This window comes from Bifidobacterium sp. ESL0764, from assembly GCF_029395515.1.
Lineage (GTDB): Bacteria > Actinomycetota > Actinomycetes > Actinomycetales > Bifidobacteriaceae > Bifidobacterium.
Genome location: NZ_CP113919.1, coordinates 1805610 through 1823440, shown reverse-complemented (window position 1 = coordinate 1823440; position 17831 = coordinate 1805610). Strand labels below are relative to the sequence as shown.

The window sequence follows — 17831 nt, the reverse complement described above, 5'->3', positions numbered from 1 at the left end:
GGCTCGCTTCAAACTTCGAGTAAGGAAAAGCATGGCGAATATATCTGAAAGTAGCAGCGTGGGGCAGGTGGTGTCTGCGGCCACGGGCCAGGTCAGCGCGACTTTAAGCGCTCCGGCCGGTGGTGGTGCAGGCGGTCGCCGAGACGGCCTTGATTTCAGCAATGCCAAACCGTCCAAACACAGCCAAGACAAGGTTTTCCACGCCCTGGCCGTCGGTTGCGGCGCTTTGATCCTGGTGGCTTTGGGCGCTGTGGTGCTCTTCCTGCTGCTGCGTGCCTGGCCGATTTTCGCTGGCCCGCAAGACCGGACTGCTGCGGTTTTCGCCTCCTTGAGCGGCGGCAAAGCGCACGGGTTCTGGCAATACGTCGGGCCTCTGGTTTTCGGTACGGTGGTGATTGCGGCTCTGGCGCTGGCAATCGCCTTTTTTGTCGCGCTCGGCGTCGCGCTGTTCATCACGTTTTACGCGCGCAGGCGCATCCAAACCCTGCTTAATTACGTCGTCGACCTACTGGCCGCGATTCCTTCGGTCATCTACGGCCTGTGGGGAGCGCTGGTACTGGTGCCTGCGATGTACCCGTTCTGGGCCTGGGTCTCCACACATTTGGGCTGGATTCCGCTTTTCGCCGGTCCCGCCGCCAATCCGCCGCGCACCGTCGCCAGCGCCGCGGTGATTCTGGCCATCATGATCATGCCGATCATCACCTCGATGACCCGTGACATTTTCGCGGCCACCCCACGGCTGAACCAGGAGGCGGCGCTCGCGCTCGGAGCGACCAAATGGGAGATGATCAAGCTGACTGCCCTGCCGTTCGCGCGTTCGGGCATGGTGTCGGCCTCGATGCTCGCACTCGGGCGTGCGCTGGGGGAGACGATGGCGGTGATGATGGTGCTTTCGCCGGGCATGACCTATTCGTGGCACTGGTTGCAAGCCTCCAAAAGCCAGACCATCGCCGCCAACATCGCCGCGCAATACCCCGAAGCCGATTCGCTCGGCGTCTCCGCGTTGATCGCCACCGGTCTGGTTCTGTTTGTGATCACCTTCATGGTGAATCTCCTTGCCAGACGTATCACGAAGAAGGGAGGTGTGCGATGAGCTTGGAAAGCGATAAGAACGACGATCAAAATATCGTGAAAACGGCGGATTTTCAGGGTTCTAAATCTGAATCAACCACGGATGAACAAATGATGGAAGTCCCGAATGCTGCAGGCACTGCCGCTGGTGTCTCCGCTACAGCAGTCGACGAAACTACGGAATCCGTTCACCCGACGCCTGACTTCTCGAAATTCAAGTCCTCGGAAGCGCTGCTCAAACAGCGCGAGTGGAAGAGTCGCATCATGGCCGGTGTGATCGGCCTCGCGTTCGTCGTTGCCATGATTCCGCTGATTTCTCTGCTTTATACCACCCTCGCTCGTGGCATCAAACGGCTCAACTTGAATTTCCTGACGTTCAACATGTCCGGTGTCATCGGCGGTATGCCAACACCAACCGGTGGTCACGGCGGCATCGAACACGCGATCATCGGCACGCTCGAGGTCACGCTCGGCGCAATGCTGATTTCCGTGCCGGTCGGTCTGATGTGTGCGATTTATCTGGTCGAATATGCGCGTGGCGGCAGATTCGCCAAGGCCATCATGCTTCTGGTCAACGTGATGAGCGGCATCCCCTCGATCGTCGCGGGCCTGTTCGCCTTCTCGCTGTTCGCGATTCTGATGGGTCCCGGGGTTTCCAATGGATTCGAAGGTTCGGTGGCGCTTTCGATCCTGATGATTCCCACCGTCGTCAATTCCAGTGTCGAAATGCTGCGGATCGTCTCCGATGACCTGCGCGAGGCTTCGTATGCGCTGGGCGTCACCAAATCCCGTACCATCGTCAAAGTCGTCTTGCGCACCGCACTACCTGGCATCGTCTCCGGCATCATCCTCGCCATCGCCCGCGTAATCGGCGAGACGGCGCCGCTTCTGATGACCGCAGGGTTCATCGCCACCACCAACTGGAACCTCTTCGCCGGGCAGATGACCACGCTGCCTGTCTTCGTCTATCAGGAATACAGCAAGATGTCCGTCACCTGTCCGCCGAGCGCCGGCCCGGGCTGCGTCGCGTCGATCCCGTCCGAACGTTCGTGGGCTGCAGCGCTGGTGCTCATTGTCATCGTGTTGGTCCTGAACCTCATCGGCCGCCTGGTGCAGCGCCTGTTCAGCACGGAGGCGTCTAAGTGAAGGACTACATCGTGCAATCAATAACGTATTACGTCTCATGGTCCTCGATACGACGCACTTTTTTCACAGGGATGTGTAAAAAGTGCATGTTAGCTACTCCAAAGCGCACTTTTTTCACTGGGATGTGCGAAAAGTGCGCTTTGGGTCCCGTAAAACGCACTTTTTGCACGATTGCGTCTGTTGGGTAAGAACGACACGTATTCCGATATAGGTATCAACAATGAAAGCGAGACAACATGGGGCAACGCATCGATGTCGAACATCTCAACGTCTACTACGGCGATTTCCTGGCCGTTCAGGACGTCAATCTCAACATCCGGGCCAACAAGGTCACAGCGTTCATCGGGCCTTCCGGCTGCGGCAAATCCACGGTCCTGCGCACGCTCGACCGCATGCACGAGATCACGCCGGGAGCACGGGTCGAGGGCAAGGTGCTGCTCGACGGGCGCGACCTCTATGGCAAAGGGGTCGATCCGGTGGCCGTGCGCCGCGACGTTGGCATGGTCTTCCAGAAGGCCAATCCGTTCCCGACGATGTCCATCCGCGAGAACGTCCTTGCCGGTATTCGTCTGAACAATCGACATATTTCCAAAGCCGACGCCGACGAGCTGGTGGAATGGGCCTTGCAAGGCGCGAATTTATGGAACGAGGTCAAGGACAGGCTTGACAAGCCGGGTATCGGGCTTTCCGGCGGCCAGCAGCAGCGCCTGTGCATCGCCCGCGCCGTCGCCGTCCATCCCCAGGTGCTGCTGATGGACGAGCCCTGCTCTGCGCTAGACCCGATCTCCACGCTTGCCGTCGAAGATCTCATCAACGAGCTCAAGCGCGACTACACCATCGTCATCGTCACCCACAACATGCAGCAGGCCGCCCGCGTGGCCGATTACACCGCCTTCTTCAACTTGAAGGCCGTCGGCAAACCCGGCCATCTCGAGTATTTTGCCGACACCACCACGATGTTCAACAACCCGCAAAACGAAGAGGCCGAGCGCTACATCTCCGGCCGTTTCGGGTGATCGAGTTTTTTAAGTCAATAAGATATCAGACACGCTGGAACAGACGTAGGGGAGGACCGGTGTTATATTCGAGATGTCCGCGGGAACGCGGGCGAGTCGCAGCAACCTCCGTATCGTCAATTCATCTATCAACAGCTAGTGAAGTCGTCGGTTTCGTAGTGGTAACGCCTTGAACGCCGACCGCCCCTTTCTCTATAGCTCTGACTTGGCGGTGCAAAACCAAGGAAGAGAGAATGATGGACAGGTTCTTCCATCTTAAAGAAAATCACACCACAGTATCCACTGAAATTACAGCAGGTATCACCACCTTCTTCGCGATGAGCTATATCATCGTCGTCAATCCGCAAGTGCTGAGCACCACCGGCATGCCATGGGGCGCCGTGTTCCTCGCCACCATCATCGCCTCCATCGTCGGCACGCTCGTCATGGGCCTCTTCGCCAACGTTCCCTACGCCCAGTCCGCCAGCATGGGCCTCAACGCCTTCTTCGCCTACACGGTGTGCGCCGGCCTCGGCTTCACTTGGCAGGAGACGCTGTGTATGACATTCCTGTGCGGCCTGATCAACATCCTGATCACCGTCACCTCCATCCGTAAGCTCGTCATCGCCTGCATCCCCGAGTCCCTGCAGCACGCCATCGGCGGTGGCATCGGCCTGTTCGTGATGTACGTCGGCATGTTGAACGTCGGCTTCATCTCCTTTACTCCCGGCGACCCGAAGGCCGCGGCCAAGGGCGGCCCGATCAACGCCACCCCTGGACTGGCCACGCTCAACACGCCGACCCTCTGGGTCTTCCTCATCGGCCTGGTCATCGCCATCGTGCTCACCCTGCTCAAGGTCCGCGGGTCGCTGCTGATCGCGATCATCGCCGCCGCGCTTATCGGCATCCCCTTCGGCATCACCAACATGAGCCACGCGGTCTCCATCTCCGACACCTTCGCCCAGCTGCCCACCACCTTCCTCGCGATCTTCAGCCCGCAAGGCTTCCCGGCGCTGTTCGGCAACCTCGGCCGTCTGCCGCTCGTGATCGTCACCATCTTCGCCTTCTCCATGTCCGACACCTTCGACACCATCGGCACCTTCGTGGGCACAGGCCGCAAGACCGGCATCTTCTCTGATGAGGACATCAGGAACATGGCCAACGGAAAGGGCTTCAGCTCCAAGATGGACAAGGCCCTCTTCGCCGATTCCATCGCCACCTCCATCGGCGGCCTGTTCGGCACCTCCAACGTCACCACCTACGTCGAGTCCTCCGCGGGCATCGCCGCCGGTGGCCGCACCGGCCTGACCTCCGTCACCGTCTCGGTCTGCTTCTTCATCGCGATGTTCCTTTCACCGCTGGTCTCCGCCATCCCGTCAGCTGCAACGGCTGGCGTCTTGGTTGTGGTCGGCTGCATGATGGCCTCCAGTCTGAAAGAGGTGCAGTGGGGCGACCTCGCCGAAGCGATCCCGGCCCTCTTTGCCTCCGTGTTCATGGCGCTGGCCTACTCCATCTCCTATGGCATCGCCGCGGGCTTCATCATGTACTGCCTGGTGAAGATCTGCAAGAAGGAGATCAAGGACATCCACCCGGTGATGTGGGTGGTCACCGTCCTCTTCATCCTCGACTTCGCGCTTCAGGCCGTGCTCTGATCGCTCGCTGACCATGAGGATGCGATGAAAATCAGGATTTTATGCTCATTATCCTGATTTTCATCGCATCCTCATTTTGAGTTGCGAGCAAAATCAGCGGAATGGGGCTATATCGCTGATTTTCATCGCATCCTCGTAGCGAGTTGACGTCGCGCGTGTCGCGCAGTCGGGCGGGTTCCGTATACTAATCATCTGTAAACCACAGACTGTTGGTTAGAGGCTGCAAGGTCTCTCGAAGTTTGGTTCGCCAAGCCAGCATAGGTTGAACGATATGAACGTTCCTTGTATAAGGGAACAAGCCATGAAAATGGCGTGATTGTTGCTCTGCCTGTGCGCAGGGCATTTTTTGTAGAGATACAGTTATTGCTGAATGCGTTCGTCGCATTCGCGATATCGCCCGAAAAGCTGAAGCATTCCGATTTCCTTAATCAATGGTCGACTCAGGAAGGAACGCCATGAAAAGGCCCGATAAGGCAAAGGTGATCGAGGAGCTCACGGAGCAATTCCGTGACGCCGACGCGGTCTACCTGACCGAGTACCGCGGGCTTACCGTTCCGCAGATTTCCGATCTGCGCGAAAAGCTAGGCCGCGATACTTCCTACTCAGTGGCTAAGAACACGCTCGCTCGCATCGCCGCCAAAGAGGCTGGATACGAAGGCTTCGATGAAGTCCTCGCCGGCCCCTCCGCAATCACTTTCGTCAAGGGTGATTACGTCGAGGCTGCGAAGATCCTGCGTGACTTCGCCAAGAAAAACAAGGCCCTCGTCATCAAGGGTGGTTTCGCAGACGGAACCATGTACGACGCCGAAGGCTTCATGAAACTCGCGAGCCTCAAGTCCCGCGATACGCTGCTTGCCGAAATGGCCGGAGACCTCAAGGAATCCATGGCCAAGGCCGCTCGCACCTTCGCCGCTCTGCCTACCAAGGCCGTGCGTACGATCGATGCGCTGCGCGAGAAGCAGGAAAAGGCCGCTTGATTTTTCCCGCGGTTGCGGCCGTGTGAATGTCAGGCAGTTTTGCAGTAGTCAATAATTAAAAAATTTCAAAAATTTAGGTGACGGAACCAATAAACATCCGTCATCGGAAAAGAAAGGAAGCCTATTATGGCTAAGCTCTCAAGCGATGAGCTCCTCGACGCGTTCAAGGAAATGACCCTGGTTGAACTCTCCGACTTCGTCAAGAAGTTTGAGGACGAGTTCGATGTCGAAGCCTCCGCTCCGGCCGTTGCCGTTGCCGCCGCTCCTGCCGCTGGCGCAGGCGATGGCGCTGAAGAGAAGACCGAGTTCGACGTCGTGCTCTCCTCCTTCGGCGACAAGAAGATCCAGGTCATCAAGGCCGTCAAGAACATCACCGGCAAGGGTCTGGCTGACGCCAAGGCGCTCGTCGACGGTGCTCCTACCACCATCCTCGAGAAGGCCAAGAAGGACGACGCCGAGAAGGCCAAGTCCGAGATCGAAGAGGCCGGCGGCACCGTCGAACTCAAGTAGTTCTTTCTTCTTTGCGGGTAGCGACGGCCGCGGCGGTTTAGAACCGTAGCCGTTTAATCCCGAAAATTGTTGCAGACCCTGCGTGTGGAATCTCCACTCGCAGGGTTTGTTCATTTTGTCGGCTATCGTAGTACCTAAGGTATGTCCTCTACATAAAAGGCGAGGGCAGACTCATGCGTGAGTGTTGTCAATGTCTGTCATTTTCCTTCTCGGCTCAAGGTAAACATGGCAGAATGGAACGAGCATGAACAGAAGTGTATATGGGAGGCCGCAAGGTGTCTGATCCGCGAACGACGAAACATTGGGTCATCAAGGTCAATGGCTCTACGAAAGTCGATGTCGGCCCCGGCGAAAACGTTGAGATCGGACGCAGACCTTTGCGCCCGCTTGCCGATGACGGGCATCGTCGTTTGGAGATCGACGACGATACGCGTTCGATGTCGAAGAGGCACGCGGTATTCACCGTGGCGGCCAATGGCGGGGCGTCGCTCACCGACTTGAATTCCACCAACGGATCGTATGTGGTCGATGAAAAAGGGCTGCGGCCGTTGACGCCGAATCAGGATTTCATCCTTTCGGATTCGCCCATGAGATTGCAGTTCGGCGATGTCCCGGTTGACTTTGTACGCGTCGAGGTGGATGAAAGTCCTGAGAGCGGCAACCAGGTTACCGATTTGTTCGACTATGCCGCAAGCGGTGGTGAAAACACCGATATAGAGCCCGATCTTAACGAAATGTCCGTCGATGACATTCTGAACTTACGTGCCGGGGAACCGACCACGGCTTTCAGCGCGGCGGATGTGGCCAATCGTATCGGGGTTTCGGCAACCGCCGGGAGAGACGGCAAGACCGATTCCCACAATATCAGCGGGCAGGCGGCGAACGACAATGGTGCGAACGCAGACGATCTTGCTGGCGAAAATCCGCTGCCTGTCGAGGCCGGCGCAGGCCAGAAGGTCGGAGAGCCGCAAGTCGATCACGCCATCGACCAGATTTCATTGAACGTGATGACGCCTGATTCGCAAGCCGAGGACTCCAAGGCTCGTGACCTGTTCAAAGACGCCATGACGAGTGTTGCCGAAGACAAGGCCGAAAAGCCCGGCAGGTTCGCCGATGCCGGCAACAAGGTTTCGCAACCGGCAACAAGCGATACTGAGGTCCCGCTCGAGAATATATCGTCGTCGGCCGGACCTCAGACGCGACAGGTCTCTTTGCCTTCCCGCCGAAATAACGGACAGCGTTCCCAGAAGACTGGCAACGAGCAGCAACCGATGGGCTCGCCGATGGCGGCGCAGTCGCAGCCCAATATGAACGGAGCTGGGGTTCGCGCTTCCAACGATCACGGCAATCTCCGTGCCGGCGCTGGTAACAACATCAACGGCGACGCCGATAACGCCGACGCCGACGGTAACGGAACCGTTTCCGCAGACGAAGCAAGGCGGCGGACGGACAATGGTATAAACGGTTTTTCCGCATTCGGACAGCCCCCGGTCGATCAGGACACCCCGGTATTCGTCGCCATGGATGGCGATCCTCGTCAAAGTGAGGGTGGCGGCGCTCGTCCTCGTTTGGATTTCAGTGGTTCGCAGAATTCGCAGAACGATTCGGCGCAGGGCAAGACCGCTGAGGAACGCAACAAGTTCATGCCTCCGATCAGAGACGTTACGGACTCGCCAATGATCTCCGGAGTCGTGAATGGCGATGACGGCTTGTCCGAAGCGCAGCAGGGCTTCAAACCCGCTTTCGAACCTGGATCGGTTTTCGAAAAGGTATCAAACGGCGAATTTGACCAGCCGCAGCCCGAAGTCGAAGTGGAGGGTATGAGTTCGCAGGACGCCAAGGCGACCACGGATTTTTCGCTCCAGTTCGAAATGGCGAAACACCCCGAGCTTCTGCCGTTCCTGGCGATGAACCCCTCGCTGTATGACGATTTGTATGCATGGCTTTCGGCGGTGGGCAACGATGATATCGACGCCGCGCTTTCATATAATTCAGGATATATCGAATACTGTAAAGAGGTTGGGGAGGGACGTAAACAATGAGCGAAACGAACCAGACAATGAACGGCATCCAACGGATGCGCAAATGGTATGACAGCTATCGCAACGGGCTTGTGCCTTCGCCTTTGGAAGACGTCGGGCAGCTCACCGCACAGCTCGATTTGACCCACGCCCACCCCTCCGGCATCGCGCAGCTCTTTGCCAGCGGGCACACCACCCTTGATTCCATGTTCCGTGACGCTGGAATGTTGCGTGCCGCCGGCCGCAGGCTTGAGCGCGTTCTTGACGACAGAGCCGCCAAAACCAGGTCCGCCGGAGTCGCCGAGCTGTCGTTGGTGGTCGGTGTGGCCACCTGGATTGGCAATTCGGTCCCCGTTCTGCTCTATCCGGTTGAGGTCCACCATAAGCCGGATGGCCGTGAGACCGATGCCGTCATCCGTTTCACCGGCCATGTCAGTCTCAATCCCGCGTTTACGACGGCCATGCACGACCAACATCTTGACATCGACGAGGTCGCTCTTTTCGATGGCAGAAACTATGCCAGCGGCACCCCCGATACTTCTTCCGTGTTCACCGCCATCGTCGATGAGGTAAAGCCGACGATTGCGGATTTCGACATCGAGCGCAACATCATCCTGGGCTGCTTCATGGATCCCGCCACCAAGATGCTCGCCGAAAGCCGTCGCATCATCGATGCTCTGGCCAGCAAACCGAGCGGCAACGCCGCCCTTGACGCGTTGGCCGGTGCCCCTGACGCCATCGGCGCCTTGAAAGATACGAAATTGCCGAGCTTCAGCCCCTTCGATGCCGATCCGCATAGCGAGCATGAAGCCGGAGATGTCGACAATATTGTGCGTTATGCCGCGAATATGGCGGCACAGGGACATTCGCTGTTTGCCGACGTCGCGCCGGGCAACGACACGGCGCAGATATCCGCGGCTATCGCTTCCCGTTGCATCAGCGCCGGCAGAACCGTGCTTTACGTACCGGCGGTGGCAGGGCAGAAGAAACGTTTCACTCACGAAATGGAAACCTGCCATATGGGCGGCCGCGTGGTCGATATGGCCGATTCCAAGGCGGCGTCGCAGATCGATAAGGAACTGATCGCAGCCGTTGGTTTCAAGCCGGGTGCCGCCGTCGCCCGCTTCGATCAGGTTGCCGATGAACTCGTCGGGGTGCGCTCGCGTCTGACCCGTTACCTCGGAGACCTGCACGGGGTGAGCAAGGAATGGGGTGTCTCCGCTTACCAGACCATTCAGAATCTGGCCAGCATTTCCGCGATGCCGACTCATCCGGCCACCCATGTCCGTCTTTCCAATGAATCCGCAAGGGCCATCGCCCCCCACATGGACGAATGGATCAAAAAGCTTCGTAAGGCCGGCGAATACGGTGAATTCACCGTCGGCCCGCAGACCACACCGTGGTATGGCGCCTCGCTGTTCACACAGGGCGAGGCGGTCAACGCCTATCAGAAGGTCGAGAACCTGCTTCAGCGCCTTCTTCCCGCCACGCGCGAGCAAGTGGCGTCGGTCGCTGAAACCTGTGGTTTCCCTGTGCCGTCGACAGCGCAGGAATGGGGCCGTCAGGTCACTGTCCTGAAGAACCTGCGTCGCGTGCTCGACGTGTTCCAGCCCGAGATTTTCGAACGCGATATCGATTCGATGATCGAAGCCAGCAAGCCAAAGGCCCAACGTAAGGCCGAGGGGACGAGCATGGGCTTCTGGGAGCGTCGTCGCCACGTCAAGGAGGCCAAGAGCCTGCTGCGGGCCGGCTCCCAGGTGGAAGATCTGCACGAGGCGTTGCAGGTTGTGGACAAGCAATCGCAACAGTGGCATGAAATCGTGCCTCATGGCGGTTGGCCTGTGCTTCCTGCGAAGTTGGATACGATCGTGGAAACGCAGGAAGCACTGATGCACGACATTACGGCGCTCGATACCGTGCTCGCCACCACGCTCGAGGGCGGAGATCTGCAAAGCGTCGATTTGGCGAGACTCGAAGAAAGGCTCAAGGCACTGTATTCGGATCGCGTGGCGCTGGACACCTTGCCGGGACGCGCCAGCCTCGAACGTGAGTTCCATTCCGTGGGACTTGACGCGTTGATTGAGGACATGCGCAACCGCCGGGTGTCCGTGGACGCCGTGGAAGGGGAGCTTCAGCTCTCCTGGTGGACGACGGTCTTTGAAGATATCGTCCGGTCTTCGGCGATTATCTCCAACCAGGATGGATCCGCCTTGCAGTCCGCAGCCGATCGGTTTGTGCAGGTCGATGTCGACCACGTCAACTCCGTAGGGCCCATGCTTGAGCAGGAGGCCATGCGCCATCTGTGCGATATGCTCTTCTCTCACACGCAGGAAGCCAACCAGCTGCACACGTTGCTGGCCAGCAATATGAATGTGCCGTTGAACCATATCATCCGCGAATATCCTCGGATTCTTGCGGCGGCGAAGCCGGTCATCATGGCCACGCCTTTCACGCTTGCCGTGTTGAGCGACCCCCAGCCTCTGGCCGATGTGGCCATCATCGATGCGGCCTCCCATATTCCTTCCCTTGAATTGCTGAGCATACTGAGCCGCGCCAAGCGTGTTGTTCTCATCGCCCACCAATCCACCATCACCTCCGAATCGTTGAACGCTTTGGTCGCTTTGCTGCCCAAGGTCACCATTGAAACACGGCCGGTATGCCGCGATCCGCGTCTCTCGTCGTTCCTTTCCGCCCAAGGTTACGGTAGCGCCCGCAAGGATGTGGCCACGGAATCGATGCAGGGCAAGGTGCGTTTCCACAGGGTCGAAGCCAACGGCGTGCCCGTGCTTGCCACTGGATTGGTGGAAAGCAGCCAACAGGAAATCGATGAGGTCATTGCCGTGATCAAGCAACGTGCCGGGGCCTTTACCGTCGTGCCGACCGGTTATCTGCTCGCGGTGGTCACGCTGACTCCGGTTTTCCGCACGAGGCTCGGCGCCGAGTTGAAGTCGTTGTCGTTGAAGGACGAAGCCATGGGACGCTTCCTTCGCCACGTACGTCTGGTCGATCTCGATGAGGTGACCGGGGTGCGCGCCACCGATGTCATCCTTTCGCTGTGCTTCGCCAAGACCTCGCACGGCCGTCTTCTCCAGCAGTTCGGAACGTTGGAAGGCGAGGGCGGCGACGGCAAGTTGCTCGATGCCCTCGCCCTGGCCGATCGCAATGTCGACATCATCTCTGCGTTCGCTTCTGCGGATATGGAAGATGACCGTCTCCACCAGCCAGGTCCAAAGCTGTTGAAGGTCATGCTCAAGTGGGCCGAGGGGCTGGGCAGGGAAGTGGTGCGTCCTTCGGTGTCGCTTAAAGGCGACAACGTCCTGTTCAACGATCTGGCCGATCGCATCCGTGCGCGCGGGCTCAAGGTGGCCGCCAATTATGGTTTCGATGGTGGTACCTCCATTCCTTTGGTCGTCGGTCTGAAAGACAAGCCGTTCTCGCTGGCGGTGATGACCGATGACGCGCAGTTCATGGGCGTCCAGTCAACGCGCAAACGTCACCGTGTGCTGATGCAGGACCTGACATCGCTCGGCTGGTCGGTCATGACCGTTTGGAGCGTGGCCGCGTTCGTCAATCCGGACAAGGAAGTTGACCGGATTGTCAGCCGTATCAGCGACCTGTATCGAGAGGTCCGCTGATGGCGGTGGCCTACGATCCGAATCGTCGGTCAACCCGAACCCACAAGCGTGTGGTACGCAAAGGCAACGAACGCTTCGACGTCGACGGCGTTGAGCTCGATCCGTCGGACCGCCGTCCGAAAGGCAGCAAACAGGCTGATGACGACAGCCGCATCCTCCGTGAGCTGCCGCCGCACTGGGGTATTTTCAGCGAGCGTGACAAGTAGAATTCGTCAGTTTTATCGGTAAAGGATGATGGTGCTAGCAGGCCGTCATCCTTTACTGTTGTCGCCTTAGAATCGGTTGTTTCTGGGAATCGCGTGCTTTCCTAGAGTTTGGCGGCCAGAATCGGCATACGCTCCTGCGCCGCCATGATTCGTGCGGCATCCCGCGGTGGCATGGCCAGCATCGTGGTGACATTGCCGCTCTCGTCGCGATGCGGGTTGCCCGTGACCGTCGCCTGACTCGCCAATATACAGGTTTGTCCATCCGATTGCGTTGGAGGTGTTGCCGTGCTCGGCGCTGTACCGACGTCGGTGTCCGGTTCTTCGACCTGCTCGGTCGGTGTCTGCCCGTTTGCCGGTTCTCCGGTTCCTGTTGTGCTTGCGTCAGACGCATTTGCCGGTTCCGTATCGGCTTCCGTCTGCCGGTTTGCGGCAGGGTTTTGATCTGGTGCATCCGGCAGGGATGCGCATCCGCCGCTGCCGACAAGCGACACCTTGTCGCCGGGAATCAAGGCCTTTGACGACCCGCTGATTTTGACGTCTATGGTGGTCAGTCCGTGTCCGATCACTGGCGAGGCCCGCGCCATGGGCCGGGAGATGACGCTGCCGTTTTCGATGTCCACTTGCGCCACGAGTCCTTTTACGTCGCCATCCGAGCTGAAAACGTTGGCCAATGCAGGGCTGTCGGCGATTTGTACGGTTTTGAGATCATCGGCGCGGATGGTCTGCCCGCGTTTGATGGCACGCGTGGCCGTGACGGCGGTTTTGGTGGCGACGCTGCTGGAAATAGACTGTAATGCAAAGAAAACGGCAAGCCCGACACACAGCGCCGCGAGTGCGGTACGTGTCTGCCGCATCGTGCGTCGTTGCCGAAGCGTCGGTTTCTTGATGTTTAAGCCTTGTTTGCTTCCATGGTTAAAAAGGTTCATGATTCCATGATGGACCAGAACGCAAAATTACCGAGGCAAAAACGGGTACTGTGGTCGAATGCTACGGCTTATCAACATTCGAGGCGTGTCGTGGTGGAGAAGCAAAACGAGTTATCCACATCGGAAATGCCGTTTTGCTGATTCCCGCACCGTGCGATGGATGATACAACGCTTGCGTCGTTGCGACTACAATTTCGCCAGGCTGCTTTGTTGCTGTGTCAACGCCCAAAATGCGTGAATATCAATGCAATAGTGCATCATTGCGCCATTTAAAAGTGCCAAAACCCATAAACCGATAATCCGTAAACGATAAAACATGAAAGCCGGCGCTCGCGTCAAGGCAAGTTCCGGCTTTCTTGGAATCTCTAAAGATCAAGCTGACAGCAGTCATTTCTTGGATGAAGACGACGAACCGCCCTTGTCGGTGCGGTAGAAGCCGTGCCCTTTGAACTCGATGGGCACCGCCGAGTAGACCTTGCGCACCTGTTCTTCGCCGCACTTGGGGCAGACCGTGATGGGATCGTCGGAGAATGACTGCTGTTCGGTGAAATCGTATCCACAATTCTTGCAACGATAGTGATAAGTAGGCAACGGTCCCTCCAGGAAAATAAACACTCAACAAGTCAACTGTTCATATCCTAGTCCCAGCCCTGACGCTCGTTCGTTTCCGGTGAAGTCTGCGTATTCGCTCAGAAGTGAGGACTGCATCAGAAGGTCAGCACGAAACCGTTGGCGCAAGAACCGGAAGAACCGTGATTATGCGTGCATTCGTTTCAGCCGTGCAGAGATAATCACGAAAATCAGGATGAAAGTGTGATTATCTCCGTAGATAACGCGTTGATGCGCAGATAATCACAGATTTGCGGTTCAAAGTGTGATTAACATCGTAACAAATGTCTGGATGCGCGGATAATCACAAAAAGCGGGTCGAAAGTGTGATTTTCAGCAGTACGAACGCCTTCATGCGCAGAGAATCACGTTTATGTCGGTTTGATTGTTTAGCGCGTGGCGACGGCCTGCTGAAAATGTCTGCAGCGGTTGTGTCGCGTTATAAGGCGATGACCCGCTTATCCGTCATCACCGCGTCGACCGGAATATCGTGGGGTTCGCAAGGTACGGCGCCATGGCGATCGATGAATTCGAAATCCCAGCAGACGCCGACTTTCAGCGCATCGGACCGGCAAAGCTTCAAAACCTGGTCGTACCAGCCGCCTCCGCGACCCAACCGAGTGCCGTCGAGGTCGATGGCGAAAGCCGGTATGAAGACGATGCTCGCGTCGGCGATGGCGTTCGGCTCGAGTACTTTGCCGTCCGGTTCCGCCGGTCTCAGCCCACCCGTTGCGGTGTGCGGCATCTCGCGCAGCCCGGATTCGCCGTAATATTCGCTCCAACCGATATCGCGCCCCTTGCCGAGCCGTGGAACCAGCACCCGCAGCCGACGCTCGGCCAGTTCGTCCAACAGCCCCAGCGTCGGCACTTCCGTCCACATCGAAACGTAAGCGGCAACAGTGTCTCCGGGCTCCAAACCCATGGTCTGGCCATCCGTGCCATCCAACAGCGATGCGCCAAGTTTTCCCAGTCGTTTGCCGGCTGCGGTCCGTTCGGCCCTGCTCGCTTGCCTTCGCCTGTTGATGGCCTCGCGTCGCATGTCGCGTTTCAGCGCATCGATGTTTTCGCATTTCTCGCCCATGCCTTCATACTACCTGTCCATTTTGCGTCGAAGATCGGCAATGCCCACGCAAGTACGGTGCAAATGGGTAATATAAACGTGTGTCTGTCTTTCGTTCGCTGTGCAACGCGCTTGCCCCCAATCCCAACGCCATCGTTATGCCGGCGCAGCTTGTGCCGCCGGAAGGTGCCATTCAGATCCGCTTGCGCCCGATGGTCGCGGAGGATGAGGCAGGCTGGAATGAGACCAGACAGCGCAATGCCGCATGGCTTGCTCCTTGGGATTCCAACGATCCGATGCACGGGCCGGCCTTGACGTTCAACACGTGGCTGCAACATCAACGCAGCGATGAGGCGGCGGGTAGTGGCGCGCTGTTCGTCATCGAGTACCAGATGGCGATCATCGGCCAGATTTCCGTGGGCGCCATCAGCTATGGATCGTCTCGTTGCGGCAATATCGGTTACTGGGTCGATCAGGGGCATGCCGGTCACGGCGTCGCGCCGTTGGCGGTGGCGATGCTTGCCGATTGGGCGATGTTCAGCCCCAACGGGCCTCGGCTCCATCGCCTGGAGATAACGATGCTGCCGGAAAACCAGCGTTCCCGCAGGGTGGCGGAGAAACTGCAGGCCCACCACGAAGGTATGCGCTTGAAAAGCATGTACATTCACCATCAGTGGCGTGACCACGATGTCTATAGCCTGTTGGCCGAGGACGCGCCGCACGGTTTTACGCAACGTTTGCTCGCATGAAACACGCGAATTACACGGATGTAAAAAGTCACTAACTCTCTCTATCCTTAAGATTATGGATTATGCGTGGGTGAGCGGTGTTGTTGTGCTGGTCATTCTCGCCATTCTGTTACTCGGCTGGCTTCCGCGGCGTACTGCGGATAGTATGAAAAAGGTGGTCGAGCATCGCGAGGACAAGTACTCGCCGTCGTTGCATCTGGTGGATGCCGAAAGCGGTACTCGTTTTAGTGATGAACGCCAGCCTTCGGCGAAAGGGATTGTCATGCAATCGGAGCGAAAAGATATTGTCGCAGGTCCTGCGGGAGCATCGGTTGCACGACCCACGAAGGCCACGAAGGAACGCGCCAGGGTCGCGCGCATACGCAGGCTTCGGCGCGAGGCGGCACGCAGACGTGCCATCATTTCCGCTGTGCTGCTTGCCGTTACGATTGTGGTTCTTGCCATTTCGTTCCCATTGAAGTTCAGCCCATTGTTCGCTTTGATTCCTGCGGTATTGCTCGCGCTGGTCGTGGCGTTGGGCGCGCGTACGGCCAATCATGCCAGGGCTTGGGAACGCGACCTTAAGGCGAAGCGTGCTGCTCGGGCCAAGGCCAATCAATCTCAGCATGACCGTTCCGCTGCTGCCAACAATCAAGCGGCCAAGGCCGGTGCGCAGGTCGCGGACAACAATTTCGCGGGCTCGGTTTCCAGTGACGAGCAGCCGACCGGCTTGATGGCCGAGCAGGAAATCCAGAAAGCCATGGCCCAGACCAAGGCCGAAAAGGAACGTATCGAAAGCCGCCGTTTAAAGGCGCGGGCCAAGACCGGTCAAAACGCCGCCAAGTCGTCAAAGCCTGAATCACGCGCGAGGAGCGAAAAAGCTGCCGAAGTCTCCAGGCACGTGGTTAAGGATGTGAAGGTCGCTAAGTCCGAGCGTGCGGCAAAGCGGCAGGAGGGCAAGGCCCGTGCCGCGGCTCAAGTCAAGTCGCAGCGCCAATCGCCGTCGGCTTCCGCGTCTGGTGCGAAAGCGAAGACAGGGGATGTCTCCGCGTCGGCGAAGAAGGCTCCCAAGGCATTCAAGCCCTCAAGTAAGCGTCGCCCCAATGCGGCTAAAGCCGCTCAGGGTTCCGGTTCTCTCGATTCCGCCACGAAGAATCGAACGGTCGAGGCGAGTGATGCCACCAACGAGTTGAAGCAGGTGCATCCGGCGCAGGCTCTGGATCTGGTTGACCTGGCCCCGAACCAGGATCTCATTTCGTTCTCGCTCGGTGCGCCGCGCAATGGCGTGGAAGTCAAAAGCGAGGAGCCACAGAGCCTTGAAATCAAGTCCACCCGTCAGGTCGCCAAGGCCAAGGTCGCGGCGAAAGACGAAGATGCCTCTTCCTCGGCAGCAAAGCGCACGGAGAAATCCGCGGATCGAAGCTCTGAGGCTAAGCAAGAGGATCCGGGCTCGTCGCTTTCGTCCAGTGCCGCTGTCGAGTCTGTTGTTGCTCAGGCGAAAGGTTCCGCAGGCAAGTTGATTTCGAAGAAGAACCGCAAGCGCGTTCGTGCCGCGGCCAAGCGTATGCGTGCCGCTGCCCAGCGCAACGGCAGGGCTGCGGAAGAGAAGACCAGCTATACGAGCGATCCCGAGAAGTTCCACGCCTCGGAAGTCTCGGCGGACACGGAAGCCCCGGCGCTGTCGTCGGATTCGCTGGGAACCGGGTTGGAGAAGATCCTTGAACGCAGGAACGTCTGAGCCCGGTTCAGTTTCGATAGTGAATTTGTTATCAGCGAAATTCGCAGGAATTCCGGCAGTGTTCGGCTTAAATGTGAAGGTTTCACTCTCAGCGTTAGCACTCGGGTTGGCAGAGTGCTAATTTTCGCGCTACGATAGACAGGTAAGCGCAAAGGGACGGTGCCGAAAGTGATCGTCAGCCTCTGAAAGCGGTGTCCTCGCGCGAGAAATAAAACTCTCACTTAAGAAAGAGGAGGTCCACAGTGTCGATCTCACTTACACCGTTGGAAGACAAGATTATTGTGAAGCAAGCCGAAGCGGAGACGCAGACGTCCTCCGGCCTGTATATTCCGGACAACGCCAAGGAGAAGCCGCAGCAGGGCGAAATCCTGGCCGTCGGCCCGGGTCGTCGCGACGACAACGGCAAGCGTATCCCGATGGATGTCAAGGTCGGGGACAAGATTCTCTATTCCAAGTACGGCGGCACCGAGGTGCATTACAACGGTGAGGATTACCTCATCGTCGGCGCCCGCGACGTGCTCGCAATCCTGAACTGATTGCGCTTTCGCGCAAGTTTT

Annotated in this window: 15 protein-coding genes; 12 read left to right on the top strand and 3 right to left on the bottom strand. The window is 58.1% G+C overall.

Annotated elements, in window-relative coordinates:
• Positions 1–31 precede the first annotated feature (31 nt).
• The 9 genes from pstC (at position 32) to OZX71_RS07035 (ending at position 12213) form a co-directional block, all read left to right on the top strand.
• Entirely contained in the window at positions 32–1093 is a 1062-nt protein-coding gene (gene pstC / locus OZX71_RS07075; RefSeq protein WP_277159809.1) for a phosphate ABC transporter permease subunit PstC, read from the top strand.
• An 89-nt stretch (positions 1094–1182) separates the two neighbouring features.
• A complete protein-coding gene (gene pstA / locus OZX71_RS07070; protein ID WP_277159808.1) occupies positions 1183–2217 on the top strand; it encodes a phosphate ABC transporter permease PstA in 1035 nt (344 codons plus the stop codon).
• Positions 2218–2453: 236 nt separating this feature from the next.
• A complete protein-coding gene (gene pstB / locus OZX71_RS07065) occupies positions 2454–3233 on the top strand; it encodes a phosphate ABC transporter ATP-binding protein PstB (protein ID WP_277159807.1) in 780 nt (259 codons plus the stop codon).
• A gap of 236 nt (positions 3234–3469) precedes the next feature.
• The gene (locus OZX71_RS07060) at positions 3470–4864 is read left to right on the top strand and encodes an NCS2 family permease (protein WP_277160683.1); all 1395 of its coding nucleotides are present in this window, start codon (positions 3470–3472) and stop codon (positions 4862–4864) included.
• A 455-nt stretch (positions 4865–5319) separates the two neighbouring features.
• Positions 5320–5841 carry a 50S ribosomal protein L10 gene (gene rplJ / locus OZX71_RS07055; RefSeq protein WP_277146253.1) on the top strand — a complete coding sequence of 174 codons (522 nt, stop codon included), beginning with the start codon at positions 5320–5322 and terminating at the stop codon, positions 5839–5841.
• A gap of 126 nt (positions 5842–5967) precedes the next feature.
• Entirely contained in the window at positions 5968–6351 is a 384-nt protein-coding gene (gene rplL, locus OZX71_RS07050) for a 50S ribosomal protein L7/L12 (protein ID WP_277146254.1), read from the top strand.
• Positions 6352–6626: 275 nt separating this feature from the next.
• Entirely contained in the window at positions 6627–8393 is a 1767-nt protein-coding gene (locus tag OZX71_RS07045) for an FHA domain-containing protein (RefSeq protein WP_277159806.1), read from the top strand.
• On the top strand, positions 8390–12007 hold the full coding sequence (locus OZX71_RS07040; protein ID WP_277159805.1) for a helicase: 3618 nt from the start codon (positions 8390–8392) through the stop codon (positions 12005–12007). The genes OZX71_RS07045 and OZX71_RS07040 overlap by 4 nt, the downstream gene beginning before the upstream one ends.
• Entirely contained in the window at positions 12007–12213 is a 207-nt protein-coding gene (locus tag OZX71_RS07035) for a hypothetical protein (RefSeq protein WP_277146257.1), read from the top strand. The genes OZX71_RS07040 and OZX71_RS07035 overlap by 1 nt, the downstream gene beginning before the upstream one ends.
• A gap of 101 nt (positions 12214–12314) precedes the next feature.
• Here the strand turns inward: OZX71_RS07035 and OZX71_RS07030 are convergent, their stop codons facing one another.
• The 3 genes from OZX71_RS07030 to OZX71_RS07020 form a co-directional block, all read right to left on the bottom strand.
• Positions 12315–13067 carry an SAF domain-containing protein gene (locus tag OZX71_RS07030; RefSeq protein WP_277159804.1) on the bottom strand — a complete coding sequence of 251 codons (753 nt, stop codon included), beginning with the start codon at positions 13065–13067 and terminating at the stop codon, positions 12315–12317.
• Between the two features lie 459 nt (positions 13068–13526).
• The gene (locus OZX71_RS07025) at positions 13527–13730 is read right to left on the bottom strand and encodes an FmdB family zinc ribbon protein (protein WP_277146259.1); all 204 of its coding nucleotides are present in this window, start codon (positions 13728–13730) and stop codon (positions 13527–13529) included.
• A gap of 457 nt (positions 13731–14187) precedes the next feature.
• On the bottom strand, positions 14188–14829 hold the full coding sequence (locus OZX71_RS07020; protein WP_277159803.1) for a 5-formyltetrahydrofolate cyclo-ligase: 642 nt from the start codon (positions 14827–14829) through the stop codon (positions 14188–14190).
• A 137-nt stretch (positions 14830–14966) separates the two neighbouring features.
• On the opposite strand from OZX71_RS07020, the gene OZX71_RS07015 reads away from it, so the two are divergent.
• The 3 genes from OZX71_RS07015 (at position 14967) to groES (ending at position 17810) form a co-directional block, all read left to right on the top strand.
• Complete coding sequence (locus OZX71_RS07015; protein WP_277160682.1) at positions 14967–15557, top strand: GNAT family protein; 591 nt, start codon at positions 14967–14969, stop codon at positions 15555–15557.
• A 70-nt stretch (positions 15558–15627) separates the two neighbouring features.
• On the top strand, positions 15628–17274 hold the full coding sequence (locus OZX71_RS07010) for a hypothetical protein (protein WP_277159802.1): 1647 nt from the start codon (positions 15628–15630) through the stop codon (positions 17272–17274).
• Between the two features lie 242 nt (positions 17275–17516).
• On the top strand, positions 17517–17810 hold the full coding sequence (groES, locus tag OZX71_RS07005; RefSeq protein WP_277146262.1) for a co-chaperone GroES: 294 nt from the start codon (positions 17517–17519) through the stop codon (positions 17808–17810).
• Positions 17811–17831 lie beyond the last annotated feature (21 nt).